This window comes from Pedobacter sp. HDW13 (assembly GCF_011303555.1).
Classification (GTDB): domain Bacteria; phylum Bacteroidota; class Bacteroidia; order Sphingobacteriales; family Sphingobacteriaceae; genus Pedobacter.
Map to the genome: position 1 here is coordinate 5096989 of NZ_CP049868.1, position 26954 is coordinate 5123942.

26 protein-coding genes are annotated in these 26954 nt (G+C 39.4%); 16 read left to right on the forward strand and 10 right to left on the reverse strand.

The genetic code is table 11. The annotated features are described in order from the left end of the window. The first annotated feature begins 11 nt into the window (after positions 1 to 11). The 4 genes from G7074_RS21210 to G7074_RS21225 all read left to right on the forward strand — a co-directional run bounded on the left by G7074_RS21210 (position 12) and on the right by G7074_RS21225 (position 6593). Positions 12 to 3182 carry an efflux RND transporter permease subunit gene (locus G7074_RS21210; RefSeq protein WP_124559164.1) on the forward strand — a complete coding sequence of 1057 codons (3171 nt, stop codon included), beginning with the start codon at positions 12 to 14 and terminating at the stop codon, positions 3180 to 3182. After that, entirely contained in the window at positions 3175 to 4611 is a 1437-nt protein-coding gene (locus G7074_RS21215) for a TolC family protein (protein ID WP_124559163.1), read from the forward strand. The genes G7074_RS21210 and G7074_RS21215 overlap by 8 nt, the downstream gene beginning before the upstream one ends. Before the next feature lie 334 nt (positions 4612 to 4945). Beyond that, complete coding sequence (locus tag G7074_RS21220) at positions 4946 to 5398, forward strand: VOC family protein (protein WP_233603829.1); 453 nt, start codon at positions 4946 to 4948, stop codon at positions 5396 to 5398. Between the two features lie 49 nt (positions 5399 to 5447). Further along, positions 5448 to 6593 (forward strand): serine hydrolase, encoded by a 1146-nt coding sequence (locus G7074_RS21225; protein WP_166211191.1) that lies wholly within the window; start codon positions 5448 to 5450, stop codon positions 6591 to 6593. A 28-nt stretch (positions 6594 to 6621) separates the two neighbouring features. Here the strand turns inward: G7074_RS21225 and G7074_RS21230 are convergent, their stop codons facing one another. Beyond that, the gene (locus G7074_RS21230) at positions 6622 to 7242 is read right to left on the reverse strand and encodes an AraC family transcriptional regulator (protein ID WP_240916376.1); all 621 of its coding nucleotides are present in this window, start codon (positions 7240 to 7242) and stop codon (positions 6622 to 6624) included. 65 nt (positions 7243 to 7307) lie between these two features. Further along, positions 7308 to 7508, reverse strand: a complete 201-nt coding sequence (locus tag G7074_RS28010; protein ID WP_370526550.1) for an AraC family ligand binding domain-containing protein — start codon at positions 7506 to 7508, stop codon at positions 7308 to 7310. Between the two features lie 88 nt (positions 7509 to 7596). Between G7074_RS28010 and G7074_RS21235 the strand changes: the two genes are divergently transcribed. Continuing rightward, positions 7597 to 8538, forward strand: a complete 942-nt coding sequence (locus G7074_RS21235; RefSeq protein WP_124559160.1) for an NADP-dependent oxidoreductase — start codon at positions 7597 to 7599, stop codon at positions 8536 to 8538. Positions 8539 to 8787: 249 nt separating this feature from the next. Here the strand turns inward: G7074_RS21235 and G7074_RS21240 are convergent, their stop codons facing one another. Further along, a complete protein-coding gene (locus G7074_RS21240) occupies positions 8788 to 9000 on the reverse strand; it encodes a DUF3606 domain-containing protein (RefSeq protein ID WP_039472099.1) in 213 nt (70 codons plus the stop codon). A gap of 230 nt (positions 9001 to 9230) precedes the next feature. On the opposite strand from G7074_RS21240, the gene G7074_RS21245 reads away from it, so the two are divergent. The 5 genes from G7074_RS21245 to G7074_RS21265 all read left to right on the forward strand — a co-directional run bounded on the left by G7074_RS21245 (position 9231) and on the right by G7074_RS21265 (position 12101). Continuing rightward, positions 9231 to 10442 (forward strand): glycosyltransferase family 87 protein, encoded by a 1212-nt coding sequence (locus G7074_RS21245; protein ID WP_166211194.1) that lies wholly within the window; start codon positions 9231 to 9233, stop codon positions 10440 to 10442. 73 nt (positions 10443 to 10515) lie between these two features. Further along, positions 10516 to 10812: a Dabb family protein gene (locus tag G7074_RS21250; protein ID WP_124559158.1), complete on the forward strand. Its 297-nt coding sequence runs from the start codon at positions 10516 to 10518 to the stop codon at positions 10810 to 10812. 130 nt (positions 10813 to 10942) lie between these two features. Beyond that, positions 10943 to 11263: a hypothetical protein gene (locus G7074_RS21255; RefSeq protein WP_124559157.1), complete on the forward strand. Its 321-nt coding sequence runs from the start codon at positions 10943 to 10945 to the stop codon at positions 11261 to 11263. 105 nt (positions 11264 to 11368) lie between these two features. Continuing rightward, entirely contained in the window at positions 11369 to 11566 is a 198-nt protein-coding gene (locus tag G7074_RS21260) for a hypothetical protein (RefSeq protein WP_124559156.1), read from the forward strand. Between the two features lie 28 nt (positions 11567 to 11594). Continuing rightward, positions 11595 to 12101 carry an RICIN domain-containing protein gene (locus G7074_RS21265; RefSeq protein ID WP_124559155.1) on the forward strand — a complete coding sequence of 169 codons (507 nt, stop codon included), beginning with the start codon at positions 11595 to 11597 and terminating at the stop codon, positions 12099 to 12101. A gap of 60 nt (positions 12102 to 12161) precedes the next feature. Here the strand turns inward: G7074_RS21265 and G7074_RS21270 are convergent, their stop codons facing one another. Further along, positions 12162 to 14564, reverse strand: coding sequence for a TonB-dependent receptor (locus tag G7074_RS21270; RefSeq protein ID WP_124559154.1), 2403 nt, complete (start codon positions 14562 to 14564; stop codon positions 12162 to 12164). A gap of 158 nt (positions 14565 to 14722) precedes the next feature. Between G7074_RS21270 and G7074_RS21275 the strand changes: the two genes are divergently transcribed. Continuing rightward, positions 14723 to 15898 (forward strand): DUF3095 domain-containing protein, encoded by a 1176-nt coding sequence (locus G7074_RS21275; protein WP_166211197.1) that lies wholly within the window; start codon positions 14723 to 14725, stop codon positions 15896 to 15898. 79 nt (positions 15899 to 15977) lie between these two features. Further along, positions 15978 to 17126, forward strand: a complete 1149-nt coding sequence (locus G7074_RS21280; RefSeq protein WP_166211200.1) for a cell wall metabolism sensor histidine kinase WalK — start codon at positions 15978 to 15980, stop codon at positions 17124 to 17126. A gap of 60 nt (positions 17127 to 17186) precedes the next feature. Here the strand turns inward: G7074_RS21280 and mgrA are convergent, their stop codons facing one another. From mgrA to G7074_RS27360, 3 genes are all read right to left on the reverse strand, one after another. Beyond that, positions 17187 to 18176, reverse strand: coding sequence for an L-glyceraldehyde 3-phosphate reductase (mgrA, locus tag G7074_RS21285; RefSeq protein ID WP_166211203.1), 990 nt, complete (start codon positions 18174 to 18176; stop codon positions 17187 to 17189). Between the two features lie 65 nt (positions 18177 to 18241). Next, on the reverse strand, positions 18242 to 20095 hold the full coding sequence (locus tag G7074_RS21290; RefSeq protein WP_240916377.1) for a beta-L-arabinofuranosidase domain-containing protein: 1854 nt from the start codon (positions 20093 to 20095) through the stop codon (positions 18242 to 18244). A 5-nt stretch (positions 20096 to 20100) separates the two neighbouring features. Beyond that, complete coding sequence (locus tag G7074_RS27360) at positions 20101 to 20265, reverse strand: hypothetical protein (RefSeq protein WP_240916378.1); 165 nt, start codon at positions 20263 to 20265, stop codon at positions 20101 to 20103. Between the two features lie 256 nt (positions 20266 to 20521). Between G7074_RS27360 and G7074_RS21295 the strand changes: the two genes are divergently transcribed. After that, positions 20522 to 21694 (forward strand): aldose epimerase family protein, encoded by a 1173-nt coding sequence (locus G7074_RS21295; protein ID WP_166211206.1) that lies wholly within the window; start codon positions 20522 to 20524, stop codon positions 21692 to 21694. A 129-nt stretch (positions 21695 to 21823) separates the two neighbouring features. Here the strand turns inward: G7074_RS21295 and G7074_RS21300 are convergent, their stop codons facing one another. Continuing rightward, complete coding sequence (locus tag G7074_RS21300) at positions 21824 to 22489, reverse strand: HAD family phosphatase (protein WP_124559149.1); 666 nt, start codon at positions 22487 to 22489, stop codon at positions 21824 to 21826. Positions 22490 to 22815: 326 nt separating this feature from the next. Here G7074_RS21300 and G7074_RS21305 point away from each other — a divergent pair, with 326 nt between their 5' ends. Continuing rightward, the gene (locus G7074_RS21305; RefSeq protein ID WP_166211209.1) at positions 22816 to 23322 is read left to right on the forward strand and encodes a Crp/Fnr family transcriptional regulator; all 507 of its coding nucleotides are present in this window, start codon (positions 22816 to 22818) and stop codon (positions 23320 to 23322) included. Here G7074_RS21305 and G7074_RS21310 read toward each other — a convergent pair. Further along, positions 23319 to 23957: a phosphatase PAP2 family protein gene (locus tag G7074_RS21310; RefSeq protein ID WP_124559147.1), complete on the reverse strand. Its 639-nt coding sequence runs from the start codon at positions 23955 to 23957 to the stop codon at positions 23319 to 23321. The two genes, G7074_RS21305 and G7074_RS21310, sit on opposite strands and share 4 nt — an antisense overlap. A 547-nt stretch (positions 23958 to 24504) precedes the next feature. Beyond that, positions 24505 to 24855 carry a hypothetical protein gene (locus G7074_RS21315; RefSeq protein ID WP_124559146.1) on the reverse strand — a complete coding sequence of 117 codons (351 nt, stop codon included), beginning with the start codon at positions 24853 to 24855 and terminating at the stop codon, positions 24505 to 24507. Between the two features lie 199 nt (positions 24856 to 25054). Here G7074_RS21315 and G7074_RS21320 point away from each other — a divergent pair, with 199 nt between their 5' ends. After that, a complete protein-coding gene (locus G7074_RS21320) occupies positions 25055 to 26272 on the forward strand; it encodes a sterol desaturase family protein (protein WP_124559145.1) in 1218 nt (405 codons plus the stop codon). Next, entirely contained in the window at positions 26262 to 26954 is a 693-nt protein-coding gene (locus tag G7074_RS21325; RefSeq protein WP_124559144.1) for a lysoplasmalogenase, read from the forward strand. The genes G7074_RS21320 and G7074_RS21325 overlap by 11 nt, the downstream gene beginning before the upstream one ends.

Genomic DNA, 26954 nt, shown 5'->3' on the forward strand with positions numbered 1-26954 from the left:
ATACTTATTTTATGTTTAGTAAATTCATACAAAGGCCCGTCCTTTCTATCGTAATATCGCTTGTTATTGTGTTTTTGGGTGTGTTGGCCATTAGCTACCTGCCTGTTACGCAATTCCCTTCTATTTCGCCGCCTAAAGTAAATATTACGGCCGAGTATCCGGGGGCTAACAACGAGCTCTTAATTAAATCGGTGGTTATTCCCTTAGAGCGTGCGCTTAACGGCGTACCCGGAATGAAATATATTGCATCCGATGCCGGTAATGATGGCGAGGCCTCTATTCAGGTTGTATTTAACCTGGGTACCGATCCCAATCAGGCTTCGCTTAACGTGCAAAACAGGGTAGCAGCCGTAACCAATAAACTTCCTCCTTTGGTGGTTCGCGAAGGGGTAAAAATTACCCGTGAGGAGTCTAACATGTTAATGTACATCAACCTGTACAGTAAAGATCCTAAAATGAACCAGAATTTCCTGTATAACTATGCCGATATCAACCTGCTTTCAGAGTTGAAAAGGGTAGATGGGGTAGGTTTTGCCGATATTTTGGGCGACAGGGATTATGCAATGCGCATCTGGTTAAAACCAGATCGCATGCAGGCATATAAAATCTCGGTTGATGAGGTAATGAAAGCGCTTGATGAGCAAAGTTTAGAAGCCTCGCCGGGTAAAACAGGTGAGAGCTCGGGTAAACGCTCCCAAGCGTTCGAATATGTGTTAAAATATTCGGGCCGTTTTAATACCAAAGAAGGTTATGAGAATATTGTACTAAGGGCAAGTGCCAACGGCGAGTTACTTCGTTTAAAAGATGTAGCCGATGTTGATTTTAGTGCAGCGGCTTATAATTTGTACTCTACCTTAAACGGAAAGGCATCTGCCGCAATCGTTTTAAAGCAATCGTATGGTAGTAATGCCACTCAGGTAATTAAAGATGTAAAAGCCAAAATGGCTGAAATTAAAGCCAGTTCATTTCCGAAAGGACTGGATTATGAGATCAGTTATGATGTGTCTAAATTCCTCGATGCCTCAATTGAAAAGGTAATCCATACGCTGGTAGAAGCTTTTATTTTGGTAGGCTTAGTGGTATTCCTGTTCTTGGGCGACTGGCGTTCAACACTGATTCCGGCTATTGCGGTTCCGGTATCGTTGATTGGTACTTTCGTTTTCATGCAGTTCTTTGGTATTACGCTCAACTTAATCACTTTGTTTGCTTTGGTACTGGCCATTGGGGTAGTAGTAGATGATGCCATTGTGGTAATTGAGGCGGTGCATGCCAAGATGGAGCACAACAGAAGGCTTTCAGTACTAAAAGCTACGCAACAGGCCATGAAAGAAATTGGTGGGGCAATTATTGCCATCACCTTTTTAATGGCATCGGTATTTATTCCGGTAGCATTTATGTCGGGTCCGGTAGGTATTTTTTACCGTCAGTTCTCTATTACCATGGCAACGGCCATTATCCTTTCGGGTATTGTGGCTTTAACACTTACCCCCGCATTGTGTGCCATCATGCTAAAAAACAACCATGGTAAAAAAGGTAAGAGAACCATGATCGATCGCTTTTTAGATGGCTTTAACAATGGTTTCGCTAAGCTTTCGGGCAAATATGAGCTTGTGCTTAGCAAAGTGGTAAGCCGCAGAATATTAACGTTTGGTGTTTTAATTGCCTTCTGTTTGGGTGTTTGGGGCTTAAGTGGTACAGTACCATCAGGCTTTATTCCGAATGAGGATCAGGGTATGGTTTACGCCATTATCCAAACACCTCCGGGATCTACTTTAGAACGTACCGATCAGATTGCAGAAAAACTACAGAAAATGTGCGAGGAGATTGACGGTGTTAAATCTGTTTCATCGTTAGCCGGATATGAGATTCTTACTGAAGGTACAGGTTCTAACTCAGGTACCTGTTTAATTAACCTGAAAGACTGGAACGAACGTAAACATTCTGCTGTAGAGATTATCGAAGAACTGGAAGAAAAATCTAAATCTATCCCGGGAGCAACTATCGAGTTTTTCCAGCCACCAGCGGTGCCGGGTTATGGTGCAGCAGGCGGTTTCGAACTTCGTTTACTGGATAAAGCAGGTAGCGGCGACTATAAAAAAATGGAAACTGTTGCTAACGATTTCGTAAAAGAGCTCAATAAACGCAAAGAACTGTCGTCGGTATTTACTTTCTACAGTGCCAGTTTCCCGCAGTATATGCTCAACGTAGATAATGATATTGCCCAACAAAAAGGCGTGAGCATTGATAATGCTATGAATACGCTTTCTACTTTTGTGGGTAGTAATTATGAAACCAGTTTTATTAAATACGACAGGCAGTATAAAGTAATTGTGCAGGCCTTGCCACAATACAGGGCCCTTCCGGAAGATATCCTTAAACTATCGGTAAAGAACGATCGCGATGAAATGGTACCTTTTTCTGCCTTTATCAAGATGCAAAGGGTTTATGGTCTTTCGGAGATTACCCGACACAACATGTACAACGCTTCGGAGATTAGTGGTCAGTCGGCTCCGGGCTATAGCTCGGGTGAAGCCATTAAAGCCATTACCGAAGTAGCCAAGAAAACATTGCCAAGGGGATTTGGTATCGATTGGGCTGGTATTTCTAAAGATGAGGTATCGAGAGGTAATGAAGCTATATACATCTTCCTGATTTGTTTGGGTTTCGTTTATCTGGTGCTTGCGGCACAATACGAAAGTTTCATTTTACCACTTTCGGTAATCCTTTCATTACCTGCAGGTATTTTCGGAGCCTTTGTATTCCTTAAGTTATTGGGACTAGAAAACAACATTTATGCTCAGGTGGCAATGGTTATGCTCATCGGTTTGCTGGGTAAAAATGCGGTACTGATTGTGGAGTTCGCTACGCAGCGGCATGCCCAGGGTGCATCCGTATTTAAGGCTGCCATGGAAGGTGCTACAGTGCGTTTCCGTCCGATTTTAATGACCTCTTTCGCTTTTATTGCAGGTTTAATTCCTTTAATGATCGCCAGCGGACCGGGTAAAATCGGTAACCGTACCATTGGTTCGGCTGCAGCAGGAGGTATGCTTTTCGGAACCATATTTGGGGTAATCGTAATACCGGGCTTATACTACGTATTCGGAACAATTGCAGCTAGACACAAGCTGATTAAAATTGAAGAAGAACATCCGTTAACAGAAGAAATAGAAAACAATGTTTAGGAAAAATATATATAAAAGCGTTGGATTGGTGTTGATATGCGCTGCATATACCGCCTGTAAGTTACCAGAAGTAGCCCAACGTGCCGAAAATAAAAACGTACCTGCCGCCTTTAACAATGGCGGGCAGGATACGGTAAGCACTGCAAGTATACAGTGGCGTAAGTTTTTTACCGACCCAAATCTGATAAACCTGATTGATACAGCCCTTAAAAATAACCAGGAGCTAAACATTACCCTTCAGGATATTGAGATTGCCAAAAACGAAATCAAAGCCAAAAAAGGAGAACTTTTACCAAGTGTAAGCTATGGTGTGGGCGCCGGTTTTGATAAAGTGGGTCGTTACACCAGTTCGGGAGCAGGCGATGCCTCTACCGAAATTACACCCGGTAAAGAAGTGCCAGAAATATTACCCGATTATAAATTTGGTTTACAAGCCAACTGGGAAGCCGATATCTGGCATAAACTGCGTAATTCGAAAAAAGCTGCCATTAGTCATTATTTGTCTACAGTTGAAGGTAAGAATTTCGTAATCACCAATTTAATTGCCGAAGTGGCTAATTCTTATTACGAATTGCTGGCTGCCGATAACCAGCTGGAGATAGTGAAAAAGAACATTGAGCTGCAAAGCAACGCACTGGAGCTGATGAAAATACAGAAACAGGCTACACGGGTTACCGAGCTGGCTGTACGCAAGTTCGAGGCTGAGGTGTTAAGCTCTAAGAGCCTTGAATTTGATATTCAGCAGAACATTACCGAAACTGAAAATAAGATCAATTTCTTGTTGGGCCGTTTTCCGCAAACCATTATCAGGGATAAATCTAATTTTACGGATTTAGTGCCGCCAACTGTTCAAACTGGCTTGCCAGCGCAGTTATTGGCTAACCGCCCGGATATTAAACAGGCAGAATACGAATTGGCAGCTGCCAAACTGGATGTTAAAGTTGCCAAGGCACAGTTTTACCCATCGCTGGGCATCTCGGCAAGTATTGGTTACCAGGCTTTCAATCCATCATATCTGTTAAGAACTCCCGAATCGTTGATTTACTCTTTAGCAGGAGATTTAGCAGGACCGTTAATTAACCGTAACGCCATAAAAGCCGAGTATTTAACTGCAAATGCCAAACAGTTGCAAGCCGTTTACGATTACGAAAAAACCATTTTAAACGGATACATTGAGGTAGCCAATCAAATGTCGAAAATCAGTAACCTGCAAAAAAGCTACGATTTGAAATCGAAACAGGTAACAGCCTTAACACAATCCATTGATATTTCTAATGATTTATTTAAAGCAGCAAGAGCCGATTATTTTGAGGTTTTAATGACCCAGCGCGATGCCTTACAATCGAAACTGGAATTGATTGAAACCAAAAAGCAACAGTTAAATGCAGTGGTAGATATTTATCACGCCCTGGGTGGAGGGTGGAACTAGGTTTAACCTTTTCCATTTAAGATAACATTCAAGTCAAATCCTTATAAGTACAGGCTGCTCCGGTTTTGGAGCAGCCTTTTTGATTTTGTCATTCTGAACGCAGTGAAGAATTTCTCTGCGCTAATTTCTAGCCACGGATGTACGGAACCCACGGATTCCATGGTTTGTCACGCTGAGCGGAGTCGAAGCGCCTTAAGCTAATTCGTCATTTCTAGCGTAGCCGAGAAATCTGTTTTAACCATCTATTTCCCGCTAACCAACGCATCATTTGTAAATAAGCCATGACGGGATCACTTTTATTAAAAATAATCAGTTATAAGTCCCATATTTAAACATGAAACAAATCTTCCTGGGCACTGCTATTCTATTTTCTATTATTTTTCAAAAAGCCATGGCGCAAAACAATCCTCCTGCTGTTTTAAATCACATTGCGGTTTATGTAAGCGATTTAAAACAATCGACTGATTTTTACGAAAGTGTTTTTAACCTGAAAATCATTCCCGAGCCTTTTCACGATAACCGCCATACCTGGTTTACGCTAGGGGCAGCCGGACAGTTACATTTAATTCAGGGTGCGAAAGGCACTCAAAACTTTGATAAGAATGAACATTTATGTTTCAGCGTGCCTTCGGTTGATGAATTTGTAAAAAAGCTGAACACCAAAAAGATCAATTTCGAAGACTGGGCAGGGAAGGAGAAAGGCATAACCTTGCGTGTTGATGGCGTAAAACAAATTTACTTTAAAGATCCCGACGGGCATTGGCTCGAAGTAAACGACGCGAAATAATTTTTAGCTCCGGCGTATTATCCATTTTTTTTGTCCTTATCCTGAACTGATGAAACTGACTTTGCCAAAGCATTTACTGAAGCTGCTTTTACTCACGCTGATACCTGTACTATCAAAAGCACAAAATAACGGGGTAGAAGCCGATTTGAAGCAAATTATGGAGAAATATAGTGCCGTAGGTACTGCTGTTGCTGTGGTTAAAAATGGTAAGGTTGTTTACACGAAGGCTTTTGGTTTAAAAGATCTGGAGAATAAAGTACCACTTACCAATAACGATATTTTCAGGATTGCCTCTATTTCCAAATCCTTTTCTGCCACGGCAATCATGCAATTGGTTGAGGCAGGAAAGATTAGCCTCGATGATGATTTTGGAGACTTAGTGGGTTTTAAAATCAGAAATCCCAAATTTCCTGAGCAGAAAATTACCCTGAAAATGGCTTTATCTCATACCTCAGGTTTAAACGATTCGCAAGGATATTTAAACCTCGATGTGATTAATCCTGACAAAAATCCAGATTGGGCCAAATGTTATAATGATTATTTGCCGGGCACAAAGTTCGATTATTGTAATCTCAATTTTAATCTCATTGGCATAATTCTCGAAAAGCAATCGGGAGAGCGCTTCGATCGTTATATCAAGAAGCAGATATTAAAACCACTGGGGCTTTATGCAAATTACTGTGTCGATTCGTTAGATAGTACACGTTTTGTAAAATTGTATGAGTACCATGCCGATAGCAGAACCTACACACCATCGCCAGCTGCTTATGCACCACGAAGAACCGAAATTGCCAATTATGTAATGGGTTACAGTACACCTGTTTTTTCGCCAACTGGCGGAATGAAAATTTCGGCAGGTGATTTGGCTACCTACATGATCATGCACATGAATTACGGGAAAGCTAAGGGTATTCGTATCATCTCGAAAAAAAGTGCAGGGCTAATGCAAACAGCTTTGAGTGCCGACGAAGGCTATGGTTTGGCATTGCGCAGCGCCGATAATTTAATTCCCGGCGTTAAGTTAAAGGGACATACCGGCTCTGCATATGGATTGTATAGTACCATGTTTTTTAACCCGAAAGATAAGTTCGGATTTGTAATTATCACCAATGGCATTAATGCAACCTACACAGATGGTTTTCCCGATTTTAGCCGTGCAGCTATTAATTGTTTGTACACGCATTTTGTGAAATAGAATTCCGGCATGCTGTAGTTTACGCCATTTAAGCTAGTAAATCTGCTTTTTCGAGACTTTGTGTATCAACAGCTGTTTTTTGTTGTACAAGCTTTCTAAATGCCTTAGGGCTATTGCCTTTTTGTTTCCTGAAAAATTTATTGAAATGGCTTTCATCGGTAAAACCAAATTCACTGGCAATTTCATTTAAGCGTTTGTCGCTAAACTGCAAACGATGCTCAATAAGTTTCGTTTTGTAATTGGCAATATACTGTTGCAATGTTTCATCAACATGTTTTTTAAAGTAACGGCCCAAATAAGCTTCAGAAATGCTAAAGTTACTGCTGATGATATCGGCCCTTAGTTTTTCGGGGTAATAAATATTGCGTTGTACATATTGTAGCATATCCATCGCCTTTTCTTCGGTACCTACATTGGCCTGTTCGGGAAGGTATTTGGCAATATTGCGGGCAACAATAATAATAAGTGTGTTAACCAGTTGTTGCACCAGTTCTTTATTGTACAGGTCTTTTTCAGCCTGCTCTTCAATAATATTCCAGATAAGCGATCGTACAATCTTCTTGTCGCGGGTGTTTTTTAAAATACAGCCTGGCTGGTGGTTGGCATTTTGGAGGATGTACTCCAGTCGCTTAATATTTTCAGTCTGCAAACCTCCGTTTTTTAAATAAATATCATTAAAGCGGAGGAAAAACAATTCTGATGTTTCTTCAATAATCAGCTCATGGCAATCTTCGGGGTAATTAAGAACATATGCTCCGCATGGTAATTAAACCTGCTGTTATTTATGCATTGCTTTCCTGTGCCATTTAACACAAAAACCAGTTCAAAAAAGTTATGTTTATGTGCCTGTTTGGAGCACTCGTTTAAGGTAAGGTGCGCAGTTGAAAAAGGCTCGTACAGATTTTCTTTTAGCATGAGGCAAAAACACCAAATTATAGAAACAATATACCAATATATTTAATTTTATTGGTATAATTTTGAATCGTTAATTAAAGATAAAAAAATGAAAGCGATAATATTAAAAGATTTTGGCGGGGTAGAAAACCTCGAATTGACTGAAAAACAAATTCCTTCACCTGGAGCTAATGAGGTGTTAATTAAATTAAGTGCCATCAGCATTAACCCTGTTGATGTGAAAACCAGATCAGGCAAAGGTATTGCGGGCTTAATTAAAGACCAGTTGCCAGTAATTTTAGGTTGGGATATTTCGGGTACCATTACTGAAATTGGCGAAGGTGTAACCCGGTTTAAAACTGGTGATGAGGTATTTGCTATGCTGGCCTTTCCGGGTTTGGGTAATACCTATGCCGGGTATGTGGTAGCAAAAGCAGATGAACTTGCCATTAAGCCCGAAAACGTAAATCATAACGATGCGGCTGCGGCAAGTCTGGCTGCATTAACCGCCTGGCAGGCACTTACCTCACATGCCAATGTACAAGCCGGGCAACGTGTTTTAATACATGCTGCTGCTGGTGGGGTCGGGCATTACGCCGTACAAATGGCTAAACACCTTGGGGCTTATGTTATTGGCACAGCCTCCGCTGCAAACCGCGATTTTGTACTTCAATTGGGTGCCGATGAGCATGTTGATTATCGGGTACAGCCATTTGAAGAAGTAATTAAGGATATTGATTTTGTGCTCGATTCGATGGGGGGCGACTATATCGACCGTTCGTTAAAAGTAACGAAGAAAGGTGGTACTATTATCAGTATCCCTTCAGGTTTAAATGAAACCGTAACCGAAAAAGCAAAAGCGCTGGGCATAAATGGCTATACCATCAGGGTTAAACCAAATGGAAATGATATGGGACAAATAGCGGGCTTGTTGGCTGATGGAACAGTTCGTTCTCATGTATCTGCAGTTTTTCCGTTTGAAGAAATGGCTGTTGCGCACCAGCAAATAGAAACAGGCCGAACAGTTGGGAAAGTAGTCTTAACGTTTTAACCAACAGACACAAAATTATACAGGCCCGGCAAATATGCTGGGCTTTTTTTGTTGAACAATGCCATCAAAGCAGATTAATAAGGCCGTTTTTAGGAAAAAAAACACTCAGGATCCTGATACAGGCTTTAGGATTCGTAACAGCATTTCCTGTAACCTTATCATTAAAAACAGCCTTTGTTGCTGGCAAATCGATCAGATGTGCACAATCGGTAATGGGCTTTTCGTACTTAATTTTCACAAGAATATCAATTATTGCGGATTGACGAAACGTTGATAAGTACTAGCTTCCTTAATTTTTTCAAGCATTAAATAATCCTTCAGTTTCGAAAATTCCATACTCTGGATTGCTTTAACAACTGATTTCAGCTTTTCGCTGCTCACACCCAAACGGGTAGCCCAGTACTGGCGGTCTTGTTCGTCAGCAATGTCGATAAATTCTTTCCTGGCATTTATCGAGTTCATTTGATATTCCATTGATTTATAAATTGGTTAAGGAATAAACACCTCAGAAAAGGATTTGGTTTTTGTGTTTTGTCAACTAATTTTCATTTAAGCCAACACACTCCATTAACCAGTATGGGATATTTTTTGATATTCGTCAAATATTTCCAAAAGGAGTATTATTTTCTCTACAAAATAGTTGGAAATGTGATTTTTGCTTAATATTATTGTATTGTAATGTATTTTTTACAATGACTAATTATTCTAACCCCATTGCACCCGGTGGCTCAGCCAGCAAAAGATTTTATCAGGAAAATCGTTTCGTATTGCTTTTATGGGTGTTTGTAACACTCATTTTTGTAATCGATTCGTGGGTTACACACCGGTTTAATAATTACCTCATTTTCGAAAATACTTTCAGGAACCTGATTCACGAACGTTCCTTGTATGCACCTTATCCTGAATTCCACGACGACGCAAATCATTACGGGCCGGTATTTAGCGTTTTAATTGCGCCATTTTCATTAATGCCAAATAGTATTGGTTTATTGTTCTGGAATTTATTTAACTGTTTCCTGCTGTTTAAAGCCATTCAAACCTTGCCGGTAAGCGACGATAAAAAGGTAATTATCGGTTACATTGCCATTCCCTGCCTTATCGAATCGATGCTGAACCAGCAATTTAATGCCGGAGCAGCAGCATTAATTATTCTGAGTTTTACGCAATTGAATAAGAGCAATAATATTTGGTCGGCTTTTTTTATTGTGCTGGGCACTTTTATTAAACTTTATGGCATTGTAGGCCTGGTTTTCTTCTTCTTTGTTAAAAAGAAACCCCAGTTTATCCTTTGGCTAATTATCTGGTCGTTCATTATCCTCGCTGCTCCCATGTTGTTTGCATCGCCCGGTTTTGTGTTGCATGCTTATCTGGATTGGAAAAGTTCGCTGATCGGAAAAAATGAAATCAACGTTCTGGGTGGGGGCATCGATATTTCGATTATGGGATTCTTCAGGCGTATTTTAAACCAGCCAGAAATTCCTAACCTGCTTTTTCTTTCACTTGGTGCATTGATTTTTATGCTCCCCTTTATTCGCATTTCCCGTTTTTCGAAACCCAAATTCCAGCTGATGATATTGGCTTCCGTACTGCTTTTTCCGGTGTTATTTAGTACCGGTGCAGAAGATTGTACCTTTATCATTTCAATTGTAGGTGTGGGAATCTGGTATATCTTCGAAAACAATCGCGCAATGAAAAAAGTATTGCTACCTGTTTTGCTTGTAATTGCCTGTAATTTTCCTTTACTGCTGTTTCCGGTATATGCCAAAGCGCACCCTTTATCGCTTGCCGTTATTAGTTTGCCTTATTTTCTGGTGTGGTTAAGAATCATTTACAATGCCACCAAAAGCAATATGGCATATGCAGAAGACACCAGGCCTGAACTGGCTGGTGCGTTAACCAAATGATGAATTGAAACAGGATTTCGGATAAAAATGTTGAACTGTTAGGGCTTTCCTTATATTTGGGAAAATTTATATCATGATTGCACACCACGTTTTATTCTGGCTTAAGGCCGATACCACTGAAGAGCAAAAACAGGCTTTTCGTAACAGTTTACAAAATTTAGAAAACATCGAAGTAGTTAAAACCTTCCATATCGGCGTACCTGCACCTATTGAGCGTGCAGTTGTAGATACTACTTATACTTTCAGCTTACTTTTGTTATTTGAAGATTTAGCTGCACATGATGTTTATCAGGTTCACCCTTTGCATAAAGCATTTTTAGATGAGTTTAGGGTTTATTTTGATAAGGTTGTGATATACGACGCAGAATAGTAAAATGCCAGATGTAAATCTGGCATTTTTTTTACACGCTTATTAAGTAAAATTGAGTTTTGTTATTTGGAATTGTTCTAAATAATATGATATTTGTTAATTCCTATTGATAAATATTAAAGGCTACTTTATGTGTAAAACTACAATACTGGCTCAAAATGAAAACATTACCATTGCGCAATGCAAAAATTGCAGGGTTTTAAATATATGGCGTGCCGGCGTTTTAATGAATTTCTCTTTCGATCAGTTCGATGCTTTTTATATCGCTACCAAAAAACTGGCTTTTGATGATTTTCTCGAGTATGCTCCTGATGGGAGAGAGGTTGTAATCCTGTCTACGCCATTTCCAGATATTAGTTTGGTATTTACACGCATGGAGTGGCACGAATTTTTTATTAAGGTAGAGGAAGCGTTGTACATGAAGCGCGTGTATGAGCTCGTTCATTACTAATTAAGTTTACGTATATGTAGTGTGGTTTACTTAATTATAAGTATTTTTATCAGCTACGAATCCAAAGCTTTTTGGATTACGTAAATACGGTAAAAAGACAATCTCATGGAAAAAACCGCTACATTAATTAAAAGAGCAGCAACCAATATACATCAGTTAGATAGTATTAAAATAGGTGACTTTTTAGCTGATGAATACGGTAAATCTGGTAAAGTGTGCGATATCGAAATCATCAACCGAAAAGGTGAGTGTCACTACTACTTTAAACTGCTCAAATCAGGTACAATTTTGATTATTGTATAATTCTTTTTTACTGATTAAATTAGGGGTAATGAGACGATATCTGATTACAACTAGTTTGTTGCTCCTGATTCATTGCTGTGTTTCAGGCCAAACCATAAAAGGCAACTACGCAATTAAAAATGTAGAAACCGGTATGCTTTTACGTATTAAAGATGCCAGTAATAAAAACGGAACACCATTGGTAGCTTACCCAGCCCAAAACTGGAAATGCATGACCTGGAATTTTATTTCGGCGGAGGGCAATACTTATCAGTTAAAGAATTTGCTTACCGGTAAAACATTTCAGCCAAAAGCAGGTGATGATGCTACAGAAACTGTTTTAGAAGAACAAGCCCTTAGCCCGGGAAACACCACTCAGCAATTTGATTTTGAACCAGCCGGTAAAAATATTTATTGGATTAAACTTAAAGGAACGGAACTCTATTTAACTTCTGGCGATAAGAAAGGAACAATAAATTTGCCGGTTATCCTTAACAGAAAAAATGGCACCAAGGAGCAGCAGTGGAGCATATACGAGCAGGCACCAACCATGTAAAAATAAAACGGGCGGGATTTGATTAAATCCCGCCCGTTCTGTTATAATTAATGTAACTAATTAAAATTTATAAGATAAGGTAGTTACGAACTGACGTGGCGCTATTGGATTAACACTGTAGTTTTCGTGAACAAAATAGTTCAGCTCGTTGGTAATGTTCGAAACTTTTGCCAGAAGCGAGAATCTTTTCCAGCTATATCCTGCAGAGAAATCTATTGTAGTAAATGCGCTTAAAGGAATTAATCTTAAAGTTGGTGCATTTTTAGCATCGTTCCAACCGCCATTACGTTTACCAGTATAGAATGCTGATGCACCCAGTTTAAGTCCTTTTACCGCTCCATCCTGGAAAGTATAAAACAAAGTTGCATTGGCTGTATTTTTGGTTGAACCTACTACACGAACATTTTCAATCATGCCGGTTACATCTGCAGTATTGGTGTAACGTCTATAGTTGTATGCATAGCCTAATAAGAAATTAAGTCCTTTCGCAAGTGTTCCGTTTATATCCAACTCCACACCATCGCTTGTTTCTTCACCATTTAATTGCTTAAATACAGTACTAGACGTCCCATCTGGAAGTATAGCTGCCTGAGCCACATTATTGTTTATTGTTTTGTAATAGGTTAGGTTGGCAGATAATTTTCCACCAAAGAAATCGTTTTTAACGCCGGCCTCATATTGATCAAGTATTGATGGCTGAAGTGCATTATTGTTAATATCTACACCTGTATTCGGACTGAAGTTATTGGCATAACTTATATATACTGAAGTGCTTTTAAGAGGCTGATAAATTAATCCCAATTTAGGTGAAAATGCATCATCAAATTTGGTTGCACCAGTTGTCGTAATGCCTGTTTCTAAATTCAAAGCTCTGGAGCTTGCATTTTTCTGATCGGTGTAACGCAATCCGGCTAATACTTTAAATTGTTCGGTAACTTCGATTAAATCTTGCACAAAAGCACCGTATCTGTAGATAGGGGCAAGTGTTCTTGTTGTACTGAATGCCTCAGGCATTATTCCAGAACCGTAATAGGTAGATTCGTCGAATACGTTCACATTGCCATAGTTGAAAGTTGTAATGTATCCTCCTTGGGCATTTTTACCGTAAGCAAAGGCATTACTGGTTACTCTCGATTGATCTGCATCTACACCGAATAATACCGTGTGTTTAATGCTTCCTGTATTAAAACTACCGTTAATATTAATTTGTTGGTTGTAGGTATATTCTTTACTCAATGCTCTCGAAAGGTTTCGGGCCGAAATACCTGCTGTATTTGCCTGGATACGGTCTGATCCATAATAATTACGATTATAGGCCTGGAACGATCCAATGGCACTTAATTTCCAGTTCGCATTAAAATTATGTGTTAAATTAGCCTGTGCTGTTGTGGTGTTTGTTTTGTTGTAAGCCCATGGTGCATTAATAAATTTATCGCGTCCAAAATCTACAATCTGGCTGTTAACTGATCCCACACCAAAATCTGGGGTATAGTCGCTTTTTAAGTAATCTCCCTGAACTAAAACCTCGGTTTGATCACTAATTTTATATAGTAATGAAGGATTAATGTAGAAACGTTTTGATTTTACATAATCTCTAAAACTTCCGGCATTTTCGTAGGTTCCAATCGCTCTAAAAGCAAGTTTCTTAGAAATTGGTCCGTAAAGGTCGATAGTTGGTTTATATTGATCATAACTACCGGTTCTCATGCTCACTTCGCCGCCATTTACAAATTTAGGCTTTTTAGTTACCATATTTACCACAGCACCACCGGTTACACCTCCATAAAGTAGGGCGGCACTTCCCTTTAAAACTTCTACAGATTCTAAAGTGCTAGCCTCAGGACTACCACCAATGGTAGTTCTTGCACCGTTTTTGAAAATGTTATTGCTACCTAAGCTGTATCCTCTGGCAAAGAAGTTTTCGCCAACACCACCGCGATTAGCACCCAGGGCAACACCATTAATGTTTTTCATTACATCGCCAAGACTATTAATCTGTTGATCGGTAATTACCTGATTGCCGATAACTTGTACCGCTTGTGGCAAATCCATTGGGGCAATGGCTATTTTACCAAGGTTTACCGGTTTACGGTTCGGGGTTTTATAACCGTTAACAGCAATTTCATCTAATTGTGAAGAAGACTGAGCCAAAGAAAAATCGGCGCTGGTACTTTGGCCAGCAGTAATTGTTACCTGTTTTTCTTGTGCTGATATGCCAACGGCAGATGTTTTTAAGGTATAAGTACCCGGAGCTACATTTTTAATGGTGTAGTTTCCTTTATCATCTGTTTGGGTAGTTTTTGTTGTGTTTTTTAAACCAACACTTACATAAGCAGCGGGGTTACCATCGCTGGTTTTTATTGAACCTGATATCGATCCGTTTTTAGATTGGGCCATGGCATTGCCAGCAAAAAGCAGCACTACAACCACACAAGTTAATAGTTGGGTAATTTTTTTACTCATCTTTATTTAGATTAATTCTTAGTTGCCGCAAAGGAACTAAATCTACATTAGATTACCAAAATTATTTTTATTTATTCTAAATAAGGTTTGTATTGAGTTGCTTTTTGGAGATACGCATCGCTTTCAAATCCGTATATTTAGCTTGTTAAGCCAATTCTATGTCAGATAATACCAATCATTTTTACGCTAACCTGCCGGTTAATAAAATAGCTTTGGCGCAACTGCTGCTGCACAATGATTTGTTTAAACCAGTACCAGGGGATTGGCAGGTAATCATTACCGACATTAAAAATTCTACGGCAGCGGTAAAGGCGGGACAACATGAAAATGTAAACCTTATAGCCACCGGGAGTATTGTTGCTGTGCTTAATATTGCCTTTAAAGCCAATATCCTTGTCCCGTTTTTCTTTGGTGGCGATGGGGCAACGTTTATCGTGCCTCCTGGGATGGTATCGGAGGTTATGAAATCTTTATTAAAATACCGCGAAAATACGTTGAAAGCTTTCAATATCGATTTGAGGGCGGGTGTAATGGCCGTTGATGAAATTTACAAAGCAGGTCATCAGTTTCAAATTAGCCGGTACAGTAGCAGCGAAACATTTTCAATTCCCATTGTTTTAGGTGATGGGTTGGCTCATGCCGAACAGTTAATTAAAGGCGAAAACTACCTGCTATCAACACGGGATACATTGGCTAATGAAATCGATTTAAGTGGCATGCAATGTCGCTGGGATAAGATTGAACCACCCGAGAACAGCGAAGAGGTGGTAACTTTAATTGTAGTGGCACAGCAATGCGAACAACAAGCTCTGGTGTTTAGCAAGGTAATACAGCACATCGACCAGATTTACGGTGCACCTGAAAAAAGACAGCCCATTTCGGTACCTAAACTCATCTTTAAAACAAGTTTTAACAGCTTGAGCAAAGAGGTGAAACATCGCTTTGGCAAAATCAGGTTATTTGAATTCATTAAATCGTGGATCATTAATATGTATGGCTATATCTATTTACGTACATCAAGCGGCAAAAAATACCTTAAACAACTGGTAGAAATGTCGGATACACTTGTAATTGATGGCCGGATAAATACTGTAATTACCGGAACAGCAAAACAACGCTTAACCCTGCAGACAGAGTTAGATAAGCTGGAACAAAATAATGCGATTTTATATGGTTTGTATGTAAGCGGCGAGTCGATTATGTCGTGTTATGTACGCGATTTAGAAGACGACCATATTCATTTTGTGGATGGGGCTGAAGGAGGCTATACAAACGCTGCGGGTGTATTAAAGCAGAAAATACGAGAAAGACTTACTCCATCTGGTAGTATTTAACCACTTGCTCAAACATTTAAATGTATTAGTTGTATGATTAATTGAAATACTAATCAACAATGCAATAATCTTCTTATACATGAGCGCACATTCAAGAGTTTTAGATAGTACCCAGCTTTTAGAGATTCTTTCCTTATCTAAAGATGCAACGGCTATTTACACCTCTGAAGATATTGTAATAGAAATGGCCAACGACGCCATGATTGCTTTTTGGGGCAAAGACCGCTCTATTATTGGCAAACCTTTGCAAGAGGCAGTTCCCGAATTGATAGGGCAACCCTTTATCAATATGCTAAAGAATGTTTTGCTAACAGGGATAACCGATAGTGGAGACGCCATCCCTGCAGAAACCATGCGCGATGGAAAATTGCAAACGGCTTACTACACTTATGAGTACAGGGCAATTAAAGATGAATCGGGCCTGCCATATTGCATCATCCACACCGCTAGTGATGTTACAGATATGGTGAAGGCCAGACAAGCCATTAAAGAAACACAGCTGCAACGCGATGCCCTGGACCAGGAACAGGTTTTAATCAACATCAAAGAGGAACAGCAGAAACATGATTTCATCAGTATGGTAAGCCATGAGCTGAAAACGCCTTTAACCTCAATTAATGCCTACATTCAGCTGATGCAGTCGAAAAGCTCATCTGACCATTTTATGGTAAACACTTTAGATAAGGTGCAGAAACAGGTGAGGAAAATGAGTACCATGATTAACTCTTTTTTAAACGTTTCCCGGCTCGAATCGGGTGAAATCCATTTGCACAAAACAGAATTCGAGCTGGATCAGGTAATAGCAGATGCTGTAGAGGATGCCAAATTCATTTATTCATCTAATTTTATCGATTTTACAACTAATGGTGCCAAAGTAACGTACGCTGATAAAGAGAAGCTAACCTCGGTGGTTGCAAACCTGATCAGCAATGCCATAAAGTATTCGGATTATGGGAGCGCTATTGTGGTGCGATCGGAAATTGTTGGCGACAAGGTACAAGTGAGTGTGACCGATAATGGAATTGGGATTAAAGAGCATGAATTGGAAAAGCTCTTTGATCGGTTTTACCGGGTAGAAAGCACTCAGACTAAAACTATATCGGGCTTTGGGATTGGATTGTACTTAAGTGCAGAAATTATACACTTCCATAACGGAAAAATATGGGCAGAAAGCACTTATGGATCAGGATCTACCTTTTATTTTACACTCCCGTTAGTTGCTAATTAAATCCTCTCAGGAGAATAGAATAGCCCCTTGCCTTTATGTTCGGTAAGGGGCTGTTATAGCTTATTTTAATATTTCGTCAATCAGTTTTATTTCTGTTTCGCTAAATTCAATATTATCCAAAGCTTTAATTGAATCAGTTATTTGTTCTGATTTACTGGCCCCTATAAGCACTGTAGTAATTCTTTTATCTTTCAAGATCCATGATAGGGCCATGTGTGCCAGTTTCTGGCCGCGCGATTGAGCCACTTCGTTTAGTTTACTAATCACTTCCACTTTCTCGGGCGTAATATTGCTCTCTTTTAAGAAAATACCACTGGTTGCCACGCGTGAATCTAACGGGATACCATGCAGGTATTTATCGGTAAGGAGGCCTTGCGCCAATGGCGAAAAAGGAATACAACCTACACCGTTGTTTTCTAAAACATCGAGCAAGCCACCTTCTACCCAGCGTTCAAACATCGAATATTTAGGTTGGTGGATTAGGCAAGGTGTACCGTTTTTGCTTAAAATTTTTATCGCTTCTGCTGCTTCCTCTGCCTGGTAGTTCGAAATACCTACATACAAAGCTTTTCCCTGTTGCACCAAAAGGCTTAGGGCAGCCATCGTTTCTTCAAGCGGTGTTTCCGGATCGGGGCGGTGGTGATAAAAAATATCAACATAATCCAGCTTCATTCTTTTTAAACTCTGATCTAAACTAGAAACCAGGTACTTTTTCGAACCCCAGTCGCCATAAGGACCATCCCACATGGTGTAACCGGCTTTGCTCGAAATAATCATCTCGTCGCGATAACCTTTAAAATCCTCGTGCAGTATTTTGCCAAAAACTTCTTCGGCCGAACCTGGGGGCGGACCATAGTTGTTGGCCAGGTCGAAATGTGTAATGCCGTTGTTAAAGGCTGTATATATTAAGTTTTTGCTGTTTTCAAAAACGTTTACATGTCCGAAATTATGCCATAAACCTAACGAAATTGCAGGTAATTTAATGCCACTGTTTCCGCAACGGCGGTATAACATTTTATCGTAACGATCGGTTGAAATGTGTTGATTCATAACGGGGGGTTGATTGGTCGCAATATTAATCAGTTTTAACGGATTTTACTTCATCATACGAAAGATTATCTGCCCACCAATGGAAATTGCGAAATGCGCAACCTGGTTGATCCATAAGGAACCAGTGTAATTTCTTCAGTTTCTTTGGCTGTTTCCAACTGATAGGTAATGCTATACGGAATCGGACCGGCCATTTCATTGTATAATTTCCATGAAGGGATGCGTTTGGCCTTTGTTTTAATCTGTATGGGCGCATTTTCGAGGTTCCAGGGATAATTACTTATTGGTGCAGCTTTTTCTACAGTGAATTTTTCTTCCAGTTTATTGTTTGGAAAATCAAAAAGTCCATAACTCCAAGGCGTAGTGGGGTGAATTTCGTCGAAAGCATCACCGTTATCAATTGGATCAATCGTGTTTTTAACCGGTTTTACGGCTTCGCCTATTTTTAAGGCATAGGTAATTGGACCTCTTTCTACCGAAACAGAATTTTCGAACCAGGTATTTTTAAAGATGTGCATAGGCAATTGTAATTCAACCACATCACCCGATTGCCAGTTGCGGTTAATTTTAACTATCGCATTTCCTTTTGATGTTTCTACAGCAGTGCCATTTACTTTAACTGTAGCTTCTTTACACCAGGCTGGTATTCTTAAATGAAATGGGAAGTTAATCGCTGTTGACTTTTTAGTAAAGCTTAAAGTAAATTTGATCGCTTCCTCGAAAGGATAATTGGTTTCCTCTTTGATCATTATCTCTTTACTATCTGCCACTTGTAGTTTTACTTCACTAGGCGAATATACTAAAGCTGCCACACCCTTATCAGCCGTAGCGTACCAGAGATTCTGCGTAAATTTTGGCCAGCCCTGGTGCATATTCGAAGTACAGCAAGGGTAGCCCGAAAGTAAGCCATAACATAAATCGGCACCGTGGTGGTTAACATCGAAATTGTGCATCTGCCTGCTAATCATTACCTGGTTAGCCTGCTGAAAATACTGTCTTGCCATATAATCGTCTGATGCCTGGGCAGGTAGGGCATTAAAGGCAATTTTTTCTAAGCGGTCGGCGTAATCTACGTCACCGGTAATTTCTAAAGCAGTTTCTAAGGTAAACATCATTTCAACTGCAGTGCACAGTTCAGAACCCTGGGTAGGGTTATTGCCGTGCAGCGATTCGTCGCCACCAAACATGCCATTGGCAAAGCCATTGTATTTATCCAGGTCTTTAAAGCCCTTTTTCAAGGCGTCTAAGTATTTTTGCTCGGGGTGCTGCTGGTAATAAACTAAAGGTTCTTTCATACCCTGAGCCAAATTTACAGCGTGTACACTGCCAAATCGGGTAAGCATTTCACCTTCGGCAAAAGCATTGGTGAAATCGAAAGTCTGGCGATGAATCAGGTCGGCCAGTTCAAGTAAAAACTGGTCGTTGGTTTTATTATACAGCCAATAAACCACTGCTAAATTATCGCCGGCGCGGTATCTGGCCCAAAACGACCAATGGTCTAGTGGTTTTGAGGGCAACTCTTTCAGCTGATACTTAAAATAATTGGTCATGAGCGTAATCACCCGTTTATCGTTGGTTGCGGTATAGTATTGTTTTAAAATTTTAAGCATCACCATTTTTGGCCACCAATCACGGCTATTGTCGCGTTGAAGGCCTGGCTCGTTGCTGTAATCTTTAATGGGGCCAAAATAACCGTCAGGCTGTTGGCTTTTTATGGCCCATTCTACCCATGGTTTGGTTTTGGCGATCAACTCCTTGTCTTGCAAAATATAAGCCAATGGCAATAAACCATCAACCCAGTAGGGGCCGCGTTCCCATTGATCGCCATCGCCGCCTAACCAGCCATTGCGGCCACCCATAACTGAAGGGTAAAGTTTATCCAGGTTTCCGGTTGAACCAGTCTTTTGCCTTACCAGCATTTCTTTTAGCCAGCCCCGGCTTTAATGGCGCCAAGTGGCAATTCGAGGTAAGGATTTTTACGCAATGCAGCCTTCTGTAAGGGTACGGCAGACTGTCCGTTTTGGTTTTGTGCAAAGCTTGCTGTAGTTAGGCAAAGCAAGGCAATGTTTAGTAAATTTTTAATCATCATTTGTGCTTTTGGTTAGAAAATTAACTTTCTTTTTTGCGTTATACTTTTCAATATTTCCGCATTGGTTCAAAAAAAGGTAACGGATTTATACATTTTGTTATCATCATTTCTACATATCGTCTCATTGATGGTAATTGACCTAAAATATGCTGCAATATATTGTTTTGAATTGTTCTAAATCGTTTTATTTGTAAAATTAAGTGATATGCCTATATTTAAAAACTTAATTAAAACGCTAAACCAAATATTCATTTCTATGAAATTAAAAACATTAACGGGCCTGGCAGTTGTCGCTGCAATGGGAATTGTTTCCTGCCAATCTGGAACCAAAAATGCTTCATCGGCCGATAGTTCAAAAAAGGATTCGGCTGGAGTTGTTAAACTAGTTGCCGATTCGTTTAAAAAAGAAATTGATGGTAAACAAACAGCTTTGTATACCTTAAAAAACAAAAACAATGCGGAAGCCGTTTTTACCAATTACGGCGGGAGATTAGTTAGTTTACTGGTACCTGGTAAAGATGGTAAACTGGTTGATGTAGTAGTAGGATTTAAAAGTGTAAGCGATTACGAAAAATCAACCGAACCCTATTTTGGGGCAACTATCGGCAGGTACGGAAACCGCATTGCTAAGGGTAAATTTACTTTAGAAGGTAAAACCTATACGCTATTTACCAATAATGGCCAAAACACGCTTCACGGAGGTAAAAAAGGTTACCAATATGTGGTTTGGGATGCAGAACAACCCAATGCAAACACATTGGTATTACATTATTTATCAAAAGATGGCGACGAAAATTTTCCAGGCAATTTAGATGTTAAAGTAACCTATACTTTAACTGACGATAATGAGCTTAAAATGGATTACGAGGCTAAAACAGATAAAACTACAGTGGTGAACTTAACCAATCATGCCTTTTTTAACCTAAATGGCGATGGAAGTGGCGAAATTTTAAACCATGAAGTACAAATTTATGCTGATGAATACACGCCGGTAGATTCGACACTGATCCCGACCGGAAAGCTGGAAAAAGTAGCTGGAACACCTTTTGATTTTACCAAAGCAACTGCAATAGGTGCACGTATTAATGATAAAAACGAGCAGCTAACTTTTGGTAAAGGTTACGACCATAATTATGTGCTAAATAAAACCAAAGGCTTAGGTATGTACCATGCTGCTACCGTTAAGGGCGAAAAATCTGGTGTGGTAATGGATATTTATACACAGGAACCAGGCCTGCAGTTTTATAGCGGTAATTTTATGCAAAGCAAAAATACTTTTAAAACGGGTGCAAAAGACGATTTTAGAACGGCAATTGCTTTAGAAACACAACATTTTCCCGATTCTCCAAATCAACCGGCATTCCCCTCAACGGTATTAAAACCAGGGCAGCTTTACAAAACAGGTTCTATTTACAAATTCAGTAAATAGTTCAGGCAACATGCAATTGTGCTCGTCATTCCCGCGTTCGTGGGAATGACGAGCATTTTTTTATTGGATTATCTCATTGGTGACAACACCCGAGCAATTATTTATAGTAATGTTTAAATGCAGACTGATTTAAAAAAGCTGCTGCAAGGCGGGGTCGGTATAATCTTTTATAAAAGCAATAATGTTCGGGTTATCGTTAAATTCTGCTTTGGTATGCATGGTGGTTAGCACCACACAAGGCATGCCAGCGTTAAGCGCCGCTTCAACACCCTTTGGAGCATCTTCAAATACCACACATTCGTTTGCGGCAACACCTAAAATTTCGGCACCTTTGGTAAAGGTTTCGGGATCGGGTTTGCTGTTAGTCACATCTTCGGCGCTTACAATGGCTTTAAAAAACGAGCGGATTTTTAAATTATCCAGTACAAAATTAATGTTGAAAGGAATAGCGGCCGAACCAATGGCCATTTTAATACCTGATGTCTGCGCCTGATTGAGGAAATCGCCCAGTCCGGCAATTAGTGTTAAATGCTTTTTATAGGCAGCCTGATAACGATATTCTTTTTCTATCGATATCTGATCAATCTGTTCCTGAGAAAAATGACCTACACCAAAAACTCGCTCCAGTAAATCCTGGTTTTTACCATACATCTGCTTTTTTACAGCATCAAAGCTAATTTTAGCGCCTAAATCCTGCGTTAATATATTGTGCCAGGCATGATTATGAAAAGCCATATCGTCAATCATCGTTCCGTTAAGATCGAAGAGAAAAGCTTTAGGTTTGTGATTCGTCATGGTAGCAAAAATATCAGATTTTTTTTATCCTAATGTTAAAATACAATCATTAAACAGAAAATTAACAAATCGCGCACAGTTAATAAAACAAGGTTTTAATGGTTAAAAAATAAAAATGAGCTCTACTGTAATTTTTTTGCTATTTGATACGTTTTGGTATTTGGAAATCACGGACACCATGCATACATTGCAGATTAAAAACCGGATTAAATGATTATGGTTGCGGCTAGTCACGAAAGCGATCCCCTTATTCAGTTCTTAAACTCATTACAGCCACTAAGTGAAGAATTGATTGAGGGGCGAGGAAAGAAACTTTTAAAATTTCTGTGCGTAAGAATAACATGCTGCCACCCTTTGCAGAGTTGGTTACAGAAGGTTGTTTGTTTTTTGTTGTTAAAGGGCTTGTCAGGGCTTTTGTAGTGGATGAAGGAAAAGATATTACTACCTGGTTAACCGATGAAAATGATTTTATCGGTAATATCAGAAATCCAGGAGCCTTTAAGCCAACTTTTGAAGAGCAATACCAGGCGCTGGAAGATTCGGAATTGCTTGTGCTACCTTATCGTATTGTTGATGATATGTATGCTCAGTTTCCTGAAGCTAATGTATTAGCCCGAAAATTACTGGCTATTCAGTACCATATGTCGCAGGAGCGCTCCATTCTATCGCGCATTCCATCGGCCGAAGCCCGTTATAAACAATTTAAGATCGGGCATCCTACTATTAAATCGCGGGTACCTTTAAAGTTTTTGGCAAGTTACCTGGGGATGCGGATCGAAACGCTTAGCCGGATCAGAAAAAAAACTAAAATTGAAGGATTACCCCAAAATTAGACTGTCTTATTCCTGAAATAATAATAGCATAGCGGAAACAGGCAGATTAAGCCAAGTAAGAAACCACCCACAGTATCTGTAAACCAATGTGCGCCCAAATAAATCCGTGATGGGGCAATGGTGATGATTAGAAATGCCGACAGGCAGGTGAAGGCTATACGTATTGCTTTTGGTATACCTTTTAAAGTGTTCATTAAAATAATCAGAAAACCGAAAAACAGTGTGTAAGAAAGCACATGTCCGCTCGGGTAGCTCTGAAATCTGTTTACTTCTACCAAACGAACATAAAAAGCGGTAGGCCGCGGACGGTTAATGATGTTTTTGATACCCAGAATAATCAGGCCCGAAAGCAAAACTGTTGCCATGTATATTCCTTCGCGTTTGTATTTTTTCCAATAAAATATGGCGGCTACAATAACTACAGATAATAGTGAATAGGGGAGTTCTCCAAAAAAACTAATGGCAAGCATTACTTTATCCAGCCAGGTTGCCTGATAGCTTTGAAGGAGCAGGGAGGTTTTAATATCGAAATCCCAGATAGGATGTTGGGCTACAAAAAAACTTAAGTAGCTAAAAACCGCGATGAGAAAAATGAGTATAAAAAATAAAGTACTTCGTTTTAATGGCGTAGACATAGGCGGATCAGAAAATCAAAACTAGAAATTTTATGCGAATTGCAGTAGAAATATTGCACTTTTCATGTTTAGGCAGTTGCCAGAGATGAAAAATTCTTTTAGTTTTATCACTATTCTGAGATAAAAATAATATAGGCTGAATCCTGTTTAAATCAGGTTTTTTACGACTAAGCATTAAGTTCATCACGGAAACAAAACGATTCATCACGGAAATGTACCTTTATGTGTAATGGGTTTTGAAAAGTTAAAATGAATTCCAACCTTCGTCGTAGATAATAAGGATATCTATGCTTATGAGGTTGGCAGGATTAATTCCTGCCGACTGAAAAGGCACCCTCACTGACAATTTATTTTACAAATTATACTTTTTGTATTAACGCTCCGACCGAAGCTATCCTCCTTTAATTGGGGAGGCAGCTTGGTTGATTTCGAAATAACTCTTCTTTCCTGTTTTACAGGTAATTGCCCTTCTAAGTTTATTGAATAAGTTTTCTTTGTAAAGAATAGCTGAAACTTAAAGCCTTGATTAGCTAAGGGTTATGCTGTTTTATTTAACCACAATTTGTTTTGGGTCGGTAACTACAATTTGTTTTTTGCCTTTAAAATCGGTTATCGTTCCGGTAACACATATCTTATTCCCCATAAACATACTGGATGGTTCGGACGGGAATTTAGCCTGGTCGTCTTTATTAATCACTACGGTAAGCAGCTCTTTAGGGTATGCACCACCTAAGTTGATTAATGTTAATTTATCTAATGCTTTTGCGCTGTAAACTGAATCGCAGATGGTTACGTTTTTTCCGACATATTGTGCCACATCTTTTGCCAGAACCAAAGTTTGACTTTTTGCGTAAAATGCCGGAGCAATAAGCAATAAAAGCAGTGATAGTTTTTTCATGATGCGGGGATGATTGGTGAACTTAAAGTACAGGGCTTCAAAATCGGCGCTGGTATATCAAAGGTAGGACGAATTTTGGTCTGCGCAACACATATAGCCAAAAAAGCATAAATATTACACAAACTAGATTTTATCTTAACACTAATATTCGCTAAATTGTAGTGTAAAAATACTAACCAAATAATATTTTTTGCCTCCTATGAAAGTAGACTACATTGCTTTGTCTGTACCTGTTTTTTTTATCCTTATTGGGATAGAACTTGCCTATAATTTCTACAAAAAATTAAATTATTACAGGCTAAACGATAGTATTGCCAATTTGAGTCAGGGAATAGGACAGCAGCTTACCGGAATATTTATGAAAACTGCGCTGTTTTTTGGTTATAAGTACATTTTTGAACACTGGCGTTTGTTCGAATTACCAAAAACCATTTGGGTGTGGATCTTTTTGTTTATTGGTGTCGATTTTTTCTATTATTGGTTTCACAGGATGAGCCATGAGGTTAATGCACTTTGGGCTGCTCACATTGTGCACCATCAGTCTGAAGAGTATAATTTAACTGTAGCTTTACGTCAGAGCTGGTTTCAGGGATGGTTTAGCTGGGTGTTTTACCTGCCTTTGGCATTTGTCGGTTTCGATCCCATAATGTTTTTAACATTAAGTTCTTTTAATACCCTATATCAGTTCTGGATCCATACCAGGGCCATTAAGAATATGGGCCTTTTAGAATATATTTTCAACACACCATCGCATCATCGGGTGCACCATGGCTCTAACCCTAAATACATCGATAAAAACCATGCCGGTACGCTAATTATCTGGGATCGGTTATTTGGTACCTTTCAAAAGGAAGAAGAAGAGGTTTATTATGGCATTACAAAGCCGCTGGCCAGCTGGAATCCTGTTTGGGCAAACCTACATTATTGGGATGATCTGGTTAAGACTGCCAGGCAATCCCCAAAAATAACAGATAAGATTAAGGTCTTTTTAAAGCCACCAGGTTGGTTTCCAGAGCATCTTGGTGGTTTTCAGCAAGCGCCGGAAATAGATGTTGACCGGTATCAGAAATATAATCCAACTTATCAATCGAAACTTAATGGTTATGTACTGGTTCAGTTTATTGTGGCTTTAACTGCCGGATCTGCCATTTTGTTTTCCTATCATAAGATGGAAACAGCAGCCTTAATATCCGGAACGGTATTTACGTTGTTTACGCTAATTACCTGCGGTGCACTACTTGAGCAGAAACAATGGCTGGTAAAATTCGAATATTTCAGGCTGCTGTTGGGGATTCTGTTGGTGTTGTTTTTAAAATTCCCTGTCGGATATCAGGTGATTTTTGTGGGCATTCAGTTAATATCCGTAATTTGGTTCTTTAATTTGCAAAAGGCAAATCCCATCACTAATGAAAACTAAACTATTCTCTTTCGTTTTTGCACTCGTGTATATTGTTCAGTTATATGCCGAAACATCTGGCAATGTATCATTGCTTAATTTTTCTAAACCTTTAATTGCCATTAGCTTAATGCTTTGGCTTTACAGCAGTACTAACTTAAAGGGAAGGTTTCATAAACGAATTTTTGTCGGGTTGGTTTTCGCTTTAGCAGGCGATGTGTTGTTGATGCTTCAAAACGGCAGACCGGGCTTCTTTATTTACGGATTAATTGCCTTTTTTATTTGCCACATATTTTACATCAGGGCTTTTACTTTAGATCATAAATCGAACCCAAAGCACAGAACACCCAATTTTTTATGGTTTGTTGGTGTGTTCGCAATATTCTGTTCCGGTTTGTTCTTCTATTTACAACCTAAACTGGGAGCTATGCAGTTTCCGGTTTTAATGTATGCTATTATCATTACGGTAATGGCAATAATGGCCGTAAACCGTTACGGAAAAGTTAATATTTTTAGTTTTAAGCTGATTTTGTACGGGGCCTTGTTCTTTCTCCTGTCGGATAGTGTGCTGGCTGTTAACAAATTTGCACAACCCATTCCACAAGCCGGTGTACTGATTATGGCCACTTACATGATTGCGCAGTATTTAATTGTTTACGGAACAATTTCGCGGCAATTGGTGGTAACCAGAACAGAAGTATAA

Excerpts from the sequence above, each read along its gene's own strand:
- G7074_RS21210 (WP_124559164.1), top strand. The coding sequence starts at position 12 with ATGTTTAGTAAATTCATACAAAGGCCCGTCCTTTCTATCGTAATATCG.
- G7074_RS21215 (WP_124559163.1), top strand. The coding sequence starts at position 3,175 with ATGTTTAGGAAAAATATATATAAAAGCGTTGGATTGGTGTTGATATGC.
- G7074_RS21220 (WP_233603829.1), top strand. The coding sequence starts at position 4,946 with ATGAAACAAATCTTCCTGGGCACTGCTATTCTATTTTCTATTATTTTT.
- G7074_RS21225 (WP_166211191.1), top strand. The coding sequence starts at position 5,448 with ATGAAACTGACTTTGCCAAAGCATTTACTGAAGCTGCTTTTACTCACG.
- G7074_RS28010 (WP_370526550.1), bottom strand. The coding sequence starts at position 7,508 with ATGCTAAAAGAAAATCTGTACGAGCCTTTTTCAACTGCGCACCTTACC.
- G7074_RS21235 (WP_124559160.1), top strand. The coding sequence starts at position 7,597 with ATGAAAGCGATAATATTAAAAGATTTTGGCGGGGTAGAAAACCTCGAA.
- G7074_RS21240 (WP_039472099.1), bottom strand. The coding sequence starts at position 9,000 with ATGAACTCGATAAATGCCAGGAAAGAATTTATCGACATTGCTGACGAA.
- G7074_RS21245 (WP_166211194.1), top strand. The coding sequence starts at position 9,231 with ATGACTAATTATTCTAACCCCATTGCACCCGGTGGCTCAGCCAGCAAA.
- G7074_RS21250 (WP_124559158.1), top strand. The coding sequence starts at position 10,516 with ATGATTGCACACCACGTTTTATTCTGGCTTAAGGCCGATACCACTGAA.
- G7074_RS21255 (WP_124559157.1), top strand. The coding sequence starts at position 10,943 with ATGTGTAAAACTACAATACTGGCTCAAAATGAAAACATTACCATTGCG.
- G7074_RS21260 (WP_124559156.1), top strand. The coding sequence starts at position 11,369 with ATGGAAAAAACCGCTACATTAATTAAAAGAGCAGCAACCAATATACAT.
- G7074_RS21265 (WP_124559155.1), top strand. The coding sequence starts at position 11,595 with ATGAGACGATATCTGATTACAACTAGTTTGTTGCTCCTGATTCATTGC.
- G7074_RS21270 (WP_124559154.1), bottom strand. The coding sequence starts at position 14,564 with ATGAGTAAAAAAATTACCCAACTATTAACTTGTGTGGTTGTAGTGCTG.
- G7074_RS21275 (WP_166211197.1), top strand. The coding sequence starts at position 14,723 with ATGTCAGATAATACCAATCATTTTTACGCTAACCTGCCGGTTAATAAA.
- G7074_RS21280 (WP_166211200.1), top strand. The coding sequence starts at position 15,978 with ATGAGCGCACATTCAAGAGTTTTAGATAGTACCCAGCTTTTAGAGATT.
- mgrA (WP_166211203.1), bottom strand. The coding sequence starts at position 18,176 with ATGAATCAACACATTTCAACCGATCGTTACGATAAAATGTTATACCGC.
- G7074_RS21290 (WP_240916377.1), bottom strand. The coding sequence starts at position 20,095 with ATGCTGGTAAGGCAAAAGACTGGTTCAACCGGAAACCTGGATAAACTT.
- G7074_RS27360 (WP_240916378.1), bottom strand. The coding sequence starts at position 20,265 with ATGATGATTAAAAATTTACTAAACATTGCCTTGCTTTGCCTAACTACA.
- G7074_RS21295 (WP_166211206.1), top strand. The coding sequence starts at position 20,522 with ATGAAATTAAAAACATTAACGGGCCTGGCAGTTGTCGCTGCAATGGGA.
- G7074_RS21300 (WP_124559149.1), bottom strand. The coding sequence starts at position 22,489 with ATGACGAATCACAAACCTAAAGCTTTTCTCTTCGATCTTAACGGAACG.
- G7074_RS21310 (WP_124559147.1), bottom strand. The coding sequence starts at position 23,957 with ATGTCTACGCCATTAAAACGAAGTACTTTATTTTTTATACTCATTTTT.
- G7074_RS21315 (WP_124559146.1), bottom strand. The coding sequence starts at position 24,855 with ATGAAAAAACTATCACTGCTTTTATTGCTTATTGCTCCGGCATTTTAC.
- G7074_RS21320 (WP_124559145.1), top strand. The coding sequence starts at position 25,055 with ATGAAAGTAGACTACATTGCTTTGTCTGTACCTGTTTTTTTTATCCTT.
- G7074_RS21325 (WP_124559144.1), top strand. The coding sequence starts at position 26,262 with ATGAAAACTAAACTATTCTCTTTCGTTTTTGCACTCGTGTATATTGTT.